The organism is Streptosporangium sp. NPDC000396 (assembly GCF_042898655.1).
Taxonomy (GTDB): domain Bacteria; phylum Actinomycetota; class Actinomycetes; order Streptosporangiales; family Streptosporangiaceae; genus Streptosporangium.
Window position 1 is genome coordinate 236,239 of record NZ_JBIAZA010000009.1, and the last position, 12,348, is coordinate 248,586.

Here is a 12,348-nt window from a genome sequence, read left to right on the forward strand (position 1 = left end):
ATAGCAATAAACAGTTTCTTCAGCCATGAAAATGGCCAAATGTATCCTGGTGGTTCGCGGCGGGCTCGCCGTACCCGCCGCGACGAACCCGGAACATCGCCTTCGCGCCCATGAAGCGGGGCGAGGGCGCCGAGCCCCACGACCCGGACACCGACAGCGGCGACGCACCCTTGACCGCCGACCCGGTGCCCGGCGATCACCTGTCACCGGCCGCTTGCTTTTGCCTTTCGAGAGGTTATATTTGCTGTACTATTAGTAGGAATTAAGGGGAATAGCGATGCCCCTGCCGGATTTCCTCACAATCGGCGCCCCGAAGGCCGGGACGACCGCGCTGCACGCGGCGCTGGCCCGCCACCCGGGGCTCTACCTGTCCCCGGTGAAGGAACCGAAGTTCTTCCTCACCGACGGCCCGCCCCCGGCCAAGGGGGGACCCGGTGACAGCCAGACCTACCGGGAGCACATCTGGCGACGCGAGGACTACGAGGCGCTGTTCAGCGCCGCGCCGCCAGGCGCACTGACCGGGGAGTCCACCCCGTTCTATCTCTACGACCTGGCCGCCCAGCGGCGCATCCGCGCCATGATCCCCGGCGCCAGGCTGATCGTGGTGCTGCGCGACCCCGTGGAACGGGCGCACTCCAACTGGACCCACCTGTGGTCGGCCGGGCTGGAGCCGATCGGCGACGTGGTGCGGGCGTGCGAGCAGGAGGAACAACGGATCAAGGCGGGCTGGGCGCCGTTCTGGCACTATCTCGGTCTGGGCCGGTACGGCCGGCAGCTGGAGCACCTGTACACGCTCTTCCCCCGCGACCAGGTGCTGGTCTTCCGCTACAGGGACCTGGTCGACCGGCCCGCCGACACGCTGGACCGGATCGGCCGCTTCCTCGGCGTCGAGACCGGCGTCGTCGCCGAGGTCCCCCGGGAGAACGTGACCGCCCACCCCGAGCCGACGCACAGCCACCGGCTGCTGTCACGGGCACTGCGGGCCGCGTCGGCGGCCGGCCGCTTCCTGCCCGCGCGGACGGGCGAGGCGCTGACCGACCCCCTGGAACGGCGGCTGCAGCAGCGGGCACGCTCCCGCCAGCCCCTGACCTGGGAGCAGCGGGAACGGCTGATCAGCCACTTCGCCGAGGACGTGGCACTGCTGCAGCGGGTGACCGGCGAGGACTTCAGCGACTGGCTGCGCCCCCGCGAACGATCCGGCGGCCTGGTGGGAACCCGCCCCCACGGACAGCGCCAGGCCCGCAACGGGCGCCCGCAGACATAGCGAGGCCGGTGCCGCGTGCGCGGCACCGGCCGCCGGCGCGCTCGGGGCCCGCGCCCCGGGCGCGTCAGCGCAGTTCAACGCAGTTCGGTGCGGAGCTCGTGCGCGCCGTCCGGGCGGGTGTACTCGTAGTAGAGCCGCCGCCTGCCGTCCGGCAGGTCCACGATGTCCAGGTACCGCAGACCGCCGCCCGCGTACGGCGAGGCCGCGGCGGGCTCGGTGCCGACCGGGGTCAGCTCGGCCGGGTCGGTCCCGACGGCCACGCCGGTCTTCTCCTCGTAGTTCTCCGCCGCGGTGGCCCGGCCGTCGTAGAAGGCCACCACCTTGTCGCCCAGGAAACGGACCGCGGCGATCCGCGTGCCCCGGGCGTCCCAGGTGCCGGGCCTGCCGCTGAGCGCCGTGCCCTGCCAGGTCCACTCGACGCCGTCCGCGCTGGTGGCGTAGTCGCTCACCATCTGGTCGGCCTCCTCGGCCTCGGCCAGCGGGTGGCAGGAGGCCCACAGGTGCCAGACGCCGCCTCGCCGTACGATCACCGGGTCCTTGACGCCGGTCTTCGGGTCACCCGGGAGCACGACCCGGCGGTGCCGGGGGTCGAATCCGGCCGGGTCGCCGGCCTCCAGCACCTCCACCCGCCAGTGCTTGCTGCCGTAGGTGGCGCAGCTCAGGTAGAGGCGCCAGCGGCCCTCGGGGGTGCGCACCAGCGTGGGGCGCTCCAGCGACTCGGTGTCCATCTCCTGCCTGTCGATCGTCAGCAGGGTCTCGAACCGCTCGCCGTCCGCCGACCGGGCGATGGCGACCGCGTAACCGCGCCCCTCGCCGACCGGCCGCCGCAGCCGGTACGCCAGGTAGATCAGCCCGTCGCTCGCCACCGCGCTGGGGGCGCCCGCCCAGTGGCCGGGGGCATGCCGGGCCGGTTCGACGGCCACTGCGGAACGGCGGGGGTCGGGAAGGAAGTCCTCTATGGTCAGCACGTCATCGACGGTAGGCAGGGGCTGCGCGATGCTCACGGAGAATCACCAATCTTGATCAAGAGCTTGGTCGCCATTTGAGAGATTTGACAAGCGGATGGCCGCTTCGTCACCCATCCCGGCGGCACGAGAGCACCTCAAGCCGAAATCGACAACGTTCACGCCATTTTTCACGAAATGACCAGTTTTGTCACCTAATGGGGTATTTACATGGTACTCAAGGTTGACGGAACGTCACGATGGGTAATGGGATGGCCGGGAACGGGTTGTCGGGGGGCAAGATGAGCCGCCGTGCCTCCTGCGGGCGCGTGGCGGCGTCCAGGTGGAGCAGCGCGGCCCCGATCCCCGCGGCACCGATCATGTAGCCGGTGTCGGCGGTGACCTCCCACGGCCGCAGCCGGCGATAAGCCTGGTACCAGCGGGATCCGCCCTCGTCGTGCCGGCTGGCCCGGCCGACGAGGTTCTCCCCCAGCTTGTGGGCGAACTCCAGGTGGGACCGGCGGCCGGTCGCCGCCCACAGCCCGACGAACAGCTCCAGCAGGCCCGCCGTACCGCAGCACTGGCAGGCCACGTTCCAATAGCCGTTCGTCTGGCGCCCGGGGACGCCGCTGCGGACGATCCCCCGGGCCAGGCGCTCCACCCAGTCGATGTCGCTGTCGTCGCCCGCCACCCGGTACAGCTCGTAGAACATGCGCGCGACCCCGGCGGAGCCCGAGCAGAAGCCGAGATAGTGCAGCTCACGCCCCTGCGGAAGGTGATGGGGGACCATCGCGCACCGCTCGGTCACGGTGCTGACCGCGCGGACGAAGTCCGCCCCCCGCCTGGCGGCCTTCAGGAAGCGGACCTGCCCGGTCACGCCGTACAGACGGGCGAGCAGGAAGGCGGTTCCCGCCGTGCCGGGCAGGAAGCCCGGCGTGACGGCGTCCAGCGGCAGGTCGGCGCAGGCGCCCTCGCCGAACCGGTGGCCCGGCACGACGAGTTCGGCGATGCGCGCGCCCGCCTCGACCGCGACGTCCTGATAGGCGGGGACCCCCAGGATGCCCGCGGCGTGCAGGAGCCCGAGGATGATCCCGCCGTCACCGCGCTGGGCGGGGTCGCCGCTCCAGCCGAGGCCGCCGTCGATCGACCGGGCACTGCGCACGATGTGGTCGGCGACGGCGCCCGCCTCGGTCTCGAAGGAACTCTCCCCGGTGGCCCAGCCCGCCTCGGTGAGCGCGAACATCACTCCCGCCAGGCCGTGGTGGAGGGAAAGGTCGGCCTGGTCCCGCCAGGTGGCGACGAGGTAGCGGGCCCCGGCCACGGCGTCGTCGAGATAGCTCTCGTCCCCGGTGGCCGCGGCCAGTTCGAGGAAGAACAGGACGATGCCGGCCGCCCCCGAGTACAGCGACAGCGGCTGACCGGGAACGGCCGCCCGGCCCCGCGGGTCGGGGTTGGCGCGCCAGTGCCGTCCTCGCTCGTCGTCCACCGCCGCCGAGCGGATCCAGCGCGCGGCCCCGACGGCCGTGGACAACGGACCCTCGTTTCCCGGTTCCGGGCTCATGGCGGCTCCCTAGTACGGCGTAGCCCTCAGCCTACCCCTATTTCCTACATGATGAATAGGTAATCCTGAGATTCGCGAGGTCAGCGACGTTCTCACGCACGCGGGAGGCCACGCGGGAGGCAGGGAAAAGCTACTCCCGAGCCCCCTCCGCGCCCGGATGCCCGCGCCGGCGCTCACACAGGGAGGCCTCTCCCCTCCACCCTGACCGGAAACGTCTCGCGATCGGCCTGCCCAGCCATGTCCGTCTTTCGCCGCCCGGGAGCGTTGGGCACCGTTTGTAATGACATTCTGATGTCCGCTAGCCTGATCACGGAGTGTATCTACGGGAGGGCAGATGACCGCGAAGCTCGCCATCGACCTGGACCGGTCCAGCCCGGTGCCGCTGTATTTCCAGGTGGCTGAGCAGATCTCCGAGGCCATCCGGCGTGGCGATCTGGCCCCCGGATCCCGGCTGGACAACGAGATCCTACTCGCCGACCAGCTCGGCCTGTCCCGGCCGACCATCCGCCAGGCGATCCAGTATCTCGTCGACAAGGGCCTGCTGGTCCGCAAGCGGGGAGTCGGCACCCAGGTCGTGCACGGGCAGGTCAAGCGCTCCGTCGAGCTCACCAGCCTCTACGACGACCTGCGCAGGGCCGGCCAGGAGCCGGCCACCCGCGTGCTGTCCCTCGCGCCCGTGCCGGTGGAGGAGGAGATCGCCGCGATCTTCGGTGTCGAGGCCGGCACCGAGGTGCTGTGCGTGGAGCGGATCCGCTACGCCTCCGGAGAGCCGCTCGCGCTGCTGCACAACTGGCTGCCCGTCGGCCTGGCCCCGCTGACCGCCGAGAACCTTGAGGGGCGCGGGCTGTACGAGCTGCTGCGTTCCGCCGGGGTGCGGATGCGCGTGGCCAACCAGCGCATGGGAGCGCGCGCGGCCACGGCCACCGAGGCCAAACTGCTCGGCGAACGGCGCGGCGCGCCGCTGCTCACCATGCTCCGCACCACCTACGACGACCAGGGCAGGGCCGTGGAGCACGGCTCCCATGTCTACCGGGCCTCGCACTATTCCCTCGAAGTCACCCTCGTCGAGCGTTGACCGCTCTCCGGCCGTTCACCGGCACGGCCGGTCATGGCGGAAAACACCGGACACTCTTAAACCGGCCACTCTTAATCGGCCCTTCCGGCTCGAACCTCGCATAAGTGGCTCTGACCTGGGAATTTCCCTCAATGAGTGTTTTGTTCTCATGGGACGTCGTGCGGGAAATCGCCCGTTAGAAGGCTGGCCCTATGACCTCACATCCGGGACAGAGCGTTGCGCGGCCGGGAGCGTGAATGGGCGGCGGTCCTCGCACTGCTGGGGACCGTCACCGGCGCGGGCGGAAACGTGATGCTCGTGGAAGGGGAGCCGGGGATAGGCAAGAGCCTCCTGCTGGCCGAGGCGGCGACCGTCGCGTCCGCGCGCGGGATGAAGGTCGTGCGCGGCCAGGCCGACGAGCTGGAACGGCTGATGCCGCTGGGGCCCCTGCTCTTCGCCCTGGAGGAGTCGCCCGTCCTCATGCCCGTCACCAGGAGCACCGTGCCCGACGGGTCCGGTCTGCTGCTGTGGCTGGCCGAGCAGGTGCGGACCGCGCTGGAGAGACGGACAGACTCGGGGCCGCTGCTCGTGACCCTGGACGACCTCCAGTGGGCCGACCCGGCCACGCTCATGACCCTGCGGACGCTGCCGTCACGGATGGCCTCCCGCCCGCTGCTGTGGCTGCTGGCCCGCCGTACCACTCCGGGCCACGGCGACGCCGGCCGGCTGTTCGACCTGCTGGAGCGGGAAGGGGCCACACGGATCGTCCTGCGCCCGCTCGATGACGACGCCGTGGCCGAGGTCGTCGCCGACGCGCTGGACGCGGCTCCCGGGGAGGACCTCGCCGCGCTGACCGCCCAGGCGGGCGGTAACCCGCTTCTGCTGCTCGAACTCCTCACCGGGCTGCGTGAGGAGGGCACCGTGCGGGTGGGCGCGGGTGTCGCCCGGCTGACCGGGACCGCCCTGCCGCGACGCGTCCACGCCGCCGTCCGGCGGCGTCTCGGCGAGGTGAGCACCAAAACCCGGTACCTGCTGGAGGCCACCGCGGTGCTCGGGCGCTCGTTCTCACCCGCGTACGCGGCCCGGATGCTCGGCGAGACCCCGGCCACGCTGCTCCCCGCCTTGGAGGAGGCGCTGGCGGCCGGCGTGCTCGTCGCCACCTCCGACGAGCTGACGTTCCGGCACGAGTTGCTGTGGCGGTCGGTCATCGAGACGGTGCCCGCCCCGGTACGGCAGGCGTTGCACGATCAGATCGAACAGACCCCGCCCGTCCGCCCGGCCCCGCGGCACCACCGCGCGGACGGCGTCGCGGCCGAGGCGATCGTGATCCTGGCGCTGCTGGCGTGGGACGAGGGCAGGCTCTCGCGCGGGCTGGAACTGGCCCGTGAAGCGGCCGATCTCCCCGGCAACGGGCGCCATCCGCAGCCACGGGCCGTCCTCGCGACGATGCTCACCGATCTGTGGCTGCTCGACGAGGCGGAAAGGGAGGTGGCGCGCGCCGCGGCGGACGCGGTGGGCCATCCCGAATGGACCGCCGAGATCCCCGTTCTCCGCGCCCGTCTCGATCTCGCCGCTGGCCGGCTCGGCAGCGCGATCAAGCAGGCGCAGGCCGGTCTGACCGCCGCCGGCACCCTGGGCGCCCCGGCCCTGACCTCCTCGGCGTCGTCGGTGCTCGGCGCCGCGTCACTGCGGGCGGGTGATCTTCCCCGGGCGATCAGGTACCTGGAGAGCGATCTGGCCAGGGTGCCGCAGGGCGCGCCGCCGTACACGCGGCTGCGGTCGGAGCTGACCGCCGGGCAGATCAGCGAGGCACGCGGCGGAGCCGCCAGCGGGATGGACTCCCTCGGCCGGGTCTACGACTCCCTGCCCAGGCACACCGGAGCTCTGACCAGCGAGTCCACGGCCGCGGCGTGGCTGGTGCGGCTGGCGATGGCGGTGAACGACAGCCGCCGGGCCGACGCCGTGGTGAGCGCGGCCGAGAGCGTCGCCCGGCGCAACCCCTGCCTGCCCGGCCCCTCTGTGGCGGCCGTCCACGCACGCGGCCTGCGCGACCGCGACCCGGACGCGCTGGGCCGCGCCATGGCCGAGCACGCCGACCCGTGGGCCAGGGCCTCGGCCGCGGAGGATCTCGGCGTGCTGCTCAGCAGCGACAGCGGCTCGCGCGACCTGGCCGTCGACAGCCTGAACAGCGCCCTGCGCTGCTACGAGGGTATGGAGGCGGCCCGCGACGCGGCCCGCGTGCGGGGCCGGTTGCGCGAGCTGGGCGAACGCCGCCGCCACTGGGTCCGGACCGATCATCCCGTGTCGGGGTGGGCCAGCCTGACCGGTACCGAACGCGCCGTCTGCGACCTCGTCGCCCAGGGGCTGACCAACCGGCAGGCCGCCGAGCAGATGTTCATCAGCGAGCACACCGTCGCGTTCCATCTGCGCCAGGTCTTCCGTAAGCTGGGCATCCACTCGCGTGTCGAGCTGGCCCGGCTCGCCGCGCTGGCCGCGGACGAGAACGTCCGCCCGCGTCCCTGAGCTCACCCGGTCCGCTGGGACATCTCCCGCGCGAAGTGCTCGTGCGCCAGCCGGACCGCCATCGCTCCCTCGCCCACCGCCGAGGCGATCCGCTTGGTCGACTGGCTTCTGACGTCGCCCGCCGCGAAGACGCCGGGCAAGCTGGTCTCCAGCGGCATGCCGTCGTCGACGCCGGTGACGACGAATCCCTTGTCGTCGAGGGTGAGCGCGGAAGCCAGCCACCCCGTGCACGGCTCGGCGCCGATGAACACGAACAGGAACCGCGTGTCGATGCGCCGGCGCTCCCTGACGCGTGTGTCCTCCGCGACGACGGCCTCCAGGGCGATGTCTCCGATGAGCTCGCGCACCTCCGTGTGGAGCATCACCTCCACCCGGGGGTTCCGTTCGATCCGGTCGATGAGATAGCGCGACATGCTCTCCCCGAGGTCGTCGCCGCGGACGAGCAGGCGCACCCACGCGGCGTGCTCGGACAGGAAGACCGCCGCCTGTCCCGCCGAGTTCCCCCCTCCCACGATCACGATCGGCTCGCCGCCGCAGATTCCGGCCTCGACCGGAGTCGCCGCGTAGTAGACGCCGTTGCCCTCGAAATCCTCCAGTCGTGGCACGTCGAGCTTGCGGTAGCGCGCTCCGGTGGCGATGACGACCGTGCGCCCCCGGATCGGAGGCTCGCCGGCGAGCCCGACGGCGTAGTGCCCGTCCTGTGGTTTGAGCGAGGTGGCCTCGGCGGGCACGCCGAGATGCGCGCCGAACTTCTTGGCCTGGATGACGGCCCTCTCGGCGAGTTCGCCGCCGGAGATGCCCGTGGGGAAACCGAGGTAGTTCTCGATGCACGACGAGGTGCCCGCCTGGCCACCGGTCGCGACCGCGTCGAGCACCATCGTGCTCAGTCCCTCGGACGCCCCGTACACCGCGGCGGCCAGGCCCGCCGGGCCCGCTCCCACGACGATGAGATCGAAGACGGCCTCGGCCACCGACGGCACCGGCAGGCCGATGGCGCGGGCCAGGTCGGCGTTGCCGGGATTGCGCAGTACCTTGGTCTCGCCCAGGATCACCACCGGTGTCTCCTCGGGCCTTATCCCGAGGTCGCGCACCAGTGCCTCGGCCTCGTGATCCTCCTCCAGGTCGATCCACCGGTGCGGCAGCCGGTTGCGGGCGACGAACTCCCGCAACCGCCGGGCGTCCGGCGAGTAGCGGGAGCCGATGATCCTCAGGCCCGAACCGCTGGTGATCAGCAGCGAACGGCGGAGCATGAAGGCTCGCAGGATCAGGTCCCCGAGTGCCGGATCGTGGGCGACGATCCGCCGCAGGTTCTCGGCGGGAACCACCAGAACCTCACCCGCCTCGCAGACGACCGTGGTCACGAACGTCTTCTGCCCGGTGAGCAGTCCGAGCTCGCCGAGGAAACGACCCGGCCCGTGAACCCGCACGACGCGCTCGTCCTCGATGACGGCGGCCTTCCCCGCCAGGATGACGATGAAGTCGGAGCAGTCCTCGCCCTCCCGCGTCAGGACGTCGCCCGGCCGGGTGGACCACCGGTCTCCCTGGGCGGCGAGCCTGCCGACCTGCGCTTCGCTCAGCCGGGGAAATGCTCCGTGATGATCGGGGGTTTCCGCGAAGGCGTCCATCTCAGCCGTTCCCCCGCCCCGCCGACGCGATGGCCTGCTCCACCCAGCCGCGCAGCTCGGGCGCCGGCGCGGCACCCGCCCGCTCGGCGGCGACCTTCCCCCCGCTCACCACCATCAGGAAGGGGATGTTCCGGATCGCGAAGCGCTCGGAGAGCTTGGGCGAGCGGTCCACATCGATCTTGACGAGTTTCACCCTGCCCGCGAGGTCCTCGGCGACCCGCTCGAGCGCCGGGCCGACCATCCGGCAGGGCCCGCACCACGACGCCCAGAAGTCCACGACTGCCGGGATCGCCGAGCCCTCGACGACCTCGGCGAAGTCGTCGTCTCCCGCCTCGACGATCCACGGCAGCGGCCGGTGGCACTTACCGCAGCGCGGGGTACCCGACGCGATCTGCGGCACCCGGTTCCGCTGCCCGCAGTTCGTGCACCGCACGACGTTTGTGAACATACTCGCTTCTCCTCACTCGTAGGTGACCGCGAGCTCTCCATCGGCCACGTGCACCCGGACGACCCCGCCTTCACGGATGTCGCCGGTGAGCAGGGCACGCCCGATGCGGGTCTCGACCTCTCTGGCGATGAACCGGCGCAGCGGACGCGCGCCGTACACCGGGTCGAACCCCCGCTCGGCGATGTACCTGCGGGCCGCTTCGGTGACCTCCAGGCCTATGCCCCGCTCGTCCAGCCGCTTGCGCAGCTCGCCGAACATCAGGTCGACGATGCGCTCGATCTCCTGCAGCGTGAGCGGCTTGAAGATCACGATGTCGTCGATGCGGTTGAGGAACTCCGGGCGGAAGTGCGTGCGCAGCTCCGCCATGACCCGGTCCTTCACATCCTGCTTGATCTCCCCGCTCGGTGTGACGCCTTCGAGGAGGTAGACCGAGCCGAGGTTGGAGGTCATGATGAGCACGGTGTTGCGGAAGTCGACGGTCCTGCCCTGGGCGTCGGTGAGCCGGCCGTCGTCCAGGACCTGCAGGAGCGTGTTGAAGACGTCGGGATGCGCCTTCTCCACCTCGTCGAAGAGGACCACCGAGTACGGCTTGCGCCGTACGGCCTCGGTGAGCTGGCCGCCCTCCTCGTAGCCGACATAGCCCGGAGGCGCGCCGACGAGACGGCTGACCGTGTGGCGCTCCTGATACTCGCTCATGTCGATGCGGACCATGTTGTCCTCGGTGTCGAAGAGCGCCTCGGCGAGGGCCTTGGCCAGCTCGGTCTTGCCCACCCCGGTCGGTCCCAGGAAGATGAACGACCCGATCGGACGGCGTGGGTCCTTGATGCCGGAGCGAGCCCTGATGACGGCGTCGGCCACCAGCTGCACCGCCTCGTCCTGGCCGATCACCCGCTCGTGCAGGATCTGGTCAAGGCGCAGGAGCTTCTCCCGCTCCCCTTCCTGCAGGCGGCTCACCGGAATACCCGTCCACCGGGAGACGATCGAAGCGATCTCCTCCTCTGTCACCACCTCACGCAGCAGCCGCCCGGTGCCCTGCTTGCTGCGCAGGCGCTCCTCCTCGGCGTGCAGCCGCCGTTCGAGCTCGGGCAGCTTGCCGTGCCGCAGCTCGGCGGCGCGGTTGAGGTCGTAGTCGCGTTCGGCCCGCTCGGCCTCCGCGCGCACGCGTTCTATCTCCTCGCGCAGGGCCTGGACACTGCGCAGGGCATGCCGCTCGGCCTCCCACTGCGCCCGCATGGCGTCGGCCTCGGCGCGCAGGTCGGCGAGCTCCTTTCTCAGTTCCCCCAGACGTGCCTTGCTCGCCTGGTCCTCCTCCTTGGCGAGCGCGGCCTCCTCGATCTCCAGCCGCATCACCCTGCGGGTGAGCTCGTCGAGCTCGGCGGGCATCGAGTCGATCTCCGTGCGGAGCATCGCGCAGGCCTCGTCCACCAGGTCGATGGCCTTGTCCGGCAGGAACCGGTCGGAGATGTAGCGGTGGCTCATCACGACGGCGGCCACCAGCGCGCTGTCCTGGATCGTCACCCCGTGGAAGACCTCGAGCCGCTCGCGCAGGCCGCGCAGGATCGAGACGGCGTCCTCGACCGAGGGCTCGTCGACCATCACGGGCTGGAACCGGCGTTCCAGGGCGGCGTCCTTCTCGATGTACTTGCGGTACTCCGCCAGGGTCGTCGCGCCGATCAGATGCAGCTCACCGCGGGCCAGCATCGGCTTGAGCATGTTGCCCGCGTCCATGGAGCCCTCCGCCGCGCCGGCGCCCACGACCGTGTGCAGCTCGTCGACGAAGAGCAGGATCCGTCCCTCCGCTGCCGCGACCTCGGTGAGCACCGCCTTCAGCCGTTCCTCGAACTCGCCCCGGTACTTCGCCCCGGCCACGAGCGCCCCCATGTCAAGGCTGAAGATCGTCTTGTCTTTGAGGCCCTCGGGCACGTCACCGTTGCTGATCCGCTGGGCGAGGCCTTCCACGATGGCGGTCTTGCCGACTCCGGGGTCGCCGACCAGGACCGGGTTGTTCTTGGACTTGCGGGACAGGATCTGGATGACGCGGCGGATCTCGGCGTCGCGCCCGATGACCGGGTCCAGCTTGCCCGCGGCCGCGGCGGCGACCAGGTCCTGCCCGTACTTCGCCAGCGCCTCGTAGGCGGCCTCGGGCATCGCCGAGGTGACCCGCTGGTGGCCCCGGATCTCGGTGAGCGCCTTGAGGAAGGTGTCCCTGCTCACCGCCTGCTGGTGCAGCAGCCGCCCGGCGGAGGTCTCGGAGCCCTCCTCGAGCAGGGCGATGAGCAGGTGCTCCACCGAGACATACTCGTCCTTGAGCCGGTCCGCCTCCCTCTTCGCCGTGTCGAGCAGGCGTGCCAGCCGCTGGGTCACATAGACCTGGCCGGGCTGGGCGCCGGGTCCGCTGACCCGAGGCCGGCGGCTCAGCTCGGCCTCCAGATCGGCCTTGAGCCGCTCGGGGTCGGCACCGGCGCGCTGGAGCAGGCGGGGGATCAGGCCCTCCGGCTGTTCCAGCAACGCCATGAGCAGGTGTTCCCCGTCGACTTCCGTGTGCCCGAAGCGAAGGGCCTTGGTCTGCGCATCGTGCAGGGCCTCTTGTGACTTCTGCGTCAGCTGGTTCATGTCCACTTCGGGCCTCCGATGATGTGAGGACGGTCACGCAGGGCGGCTTCCAGCTCGGCGATGCGGTCGAGCAGGTCCACCACGAGGCCGAGAGCGGCGTAGTTGAGCGCGAATCCGGCACGCAGGCGCTGGATCCGGGCCATCGCGTGCAGCTGGCTCTCCGGAAACCACAGGGCTCCGGCCGTGTCACGCTGCGCGTCGAGCAGACTGAGTGCGACCAGACGCCGCACCAGCTCCGGGTGGGTCCCGGTGGCCCGTGCGAACGACTCCAGGTCCAGACGCTGTGGCCTGGCGAGGGCATAAATCATCGTCGTCT

9 protein-coding genes are annotated in these 12,348 nt (G+C 71.0%); 3 read left to right on the forward strand and 6 right to left on the reverse strand.

Going from position 1 to position 12,348, the window contains the following annotated elements; translation table 11 throughout:
* The first annotated feature begins 277 nt into the window (after nucleotides 1-277).
* Nucleotides 278-1,264, forward strand: coding sequence for a sulfotransferase family protein (locus ACFY2X_RS17050; RefSeq protein WP_389939069.1), 987 nt, complete (start codon nucleotides 278-280; stop codon nucleotides 1,262-1,264).
* A gap of 74 nt (nucleotides 1,265-1,338) precedes the next feature.
* Here the strand turns inward: ACFY2X_RS17050 and ACFY2X_RS17055 are convergent, their stop codons facing one another.
* Together ACFY2X_RS17055 and ACFY2X_RS17060 are read right to left on the reverse strand one after the other, a co-directional pair.
* Nucleotides 1,339-2,232 (reverse strand): hypothetical protein, encoded by an 894-nt coding sequence (locus tag ACFY2X_RS17055; protein ID WP_389939071.1) that lies wholly within the window; start codon nucleotides 2,230-2,232, stop codon nucleotides 1,339-1,341.
* A 214-nt stretch (nucleotides 2,233-2,446) separates the two neighbouring features.
* Nucleotides 2,447-3,769 carry a lanthionine synthetase LanC family protein gene (locus ACFY2X_RS17060; RefSeq protein ID WP_389939073.1) on the reverse strand — a complete coding sequence of 441 codons (1,323 nt, stop codon included), beginning with the start codon at nucleotides 3,767-3,769 and terminating at the stop codon, nucleotides 2,447-2,449.
* A gap of 334 nt (nucleotides 3,770-4,103) precedes the next feature.
* Here ACFY2X_RS17060 and ACFY2X_RS17065 point away from each other — a divergent pair, with 334 nt between their 5' ends.
* Nucleotides 4,104-4,844 (forward strand): GntR family transcriptional regulator, encoded by a 741-nt coding sequence (locus tag ACFY2X_RS17065; protein ID WP_389939075.1) that lies wholly within the window; start codon nucleotides 4,104-4,106, stop codon nucleotides 4,842-4,844.
* A gap of 216 nt (nucleotides 4,845-5,060) precedes the next feature.
* Nucleotides 5,061-7,346, forward strand: a complete 2,286-nt coding sequence (locus ACFY2X_RS17070; RefSeq protein ID WP_389939077.1) for an AAA family ATPase — start codon at nucleotides 5,061-5,063, stop codon at nucleotides 7,344-7,346.
* Nucleotides 7,347-7,348: 2 nt separating this feature from the next.
* Here the strand turns inward: ACFY2X_RS17070 and ACFY2X_RS17075 are convergent, their stop codons facing one another.
* From ACFY2X_RS17075 to ACFY2X_RS17090, 4 genes are read right to left on the reverse strand one after another with little or no spacing between them, the layout of a single operon-like run.
* Complete coding sequence (locus ACFY2X_RS17075) at nucleotides 7,349-8,971, reverse strand: FAD-dependent oxidoreductase (RefSeq protein ID WP_389939079.1); 1,623 nt, start codon at nucleotides 8,969-8,971, stop codon at nucleotides 7,349-7,351.
* Nucleotide 8,972: 1 nt separating this feature from the next.
* A complete protein-coding gene (gene trxA / locus ACFY2X_RS17080) occupies nucleotides 8,973-9,419 on the reverse strand; it encodes a thioredoxin (RefSeq protein WP_389939081.1) in 447 nt (148 codons plus the stop codon).
* Between the two features lie 12 nt (nucleotides 9,420-9,431).
* Nucleotides 9,432-12,032 carry an ATP-dependent chaperone ClpB gene (gene clpB, locus ACFY2X_RS17085; RefSeq protein ID WP_389939083.1) on the reverse strand — a complete coding sequence of 867 codons (2,601 nt, stop codon included), beginning with the start codon at nucleotides 12,030-12,032 and terminating at the stop codon, nucleotides 9,432-9,434.
* Entirely contained in the window at nucleotides 12,029-12,340 is a 312-nt protein-coding gene (locus ACFY2X_RS17090) for a chaperone modulator CbpM (protein WP_389939085.1), read from the reverse strand. Before ACFY2X_RS17090 ends, clpB begins: the two co-directional genes overlap by 4 nt.
* Nucleotides 12,341-12,348 lie beyond the last annotated feature (8 nt).

Coding starts and splice junctions, on each gene's coding strand:
- ACFY2X_RS17075 (WP_389939079.1), bottom strand. CDS start 8,971: ATGGACGCCTTCGCGGAAACCCCCGATCATCACGGAGCATTTCCCCGG.
- ACFY2X_RS17060 (WP_389939073.1), bottom strand. CDS start 3,769: ATGAGCCCGGAACCGGGAAACGAGGGTCCGTTGTCCACGGCCGTCGGG.
- ACFY2X_RS17065 (WP_389939075.1), top strand. CDS start 4,104: ATGACCGCGAAGCTCGCCATCGACCTGGACCGGTCCAGCCCGGTGCCG.
- clpB (WP_389939083.1), bottom strand. CDS start 12,032: ATGAACCAGCTGACGCAGAAGTCACAAGAGGCCCTGCACGATGCGCAG.
- trxA (WP_389939081.1), bottom strand. CDS start 9,419: ATGTTCACAAACGTCGTGCGGTGCACGAACTGCGGGCAGCGGAACCGG.
- ACFY2X_RS17050 (WP_389939069.1), top strand. CDS start 278: ATGCCCCTGCCGGATTTCCTCACAATCGGCGCCCCGAAGGCCGGGACG.
- ACFY2X_RS17090 (WP_389939085.1), bottom strand. CDS start 12,340: ATGATTTATGCCCTCGCCAGGCCACAGCGTCTGGACCTGGAGTCGTTC.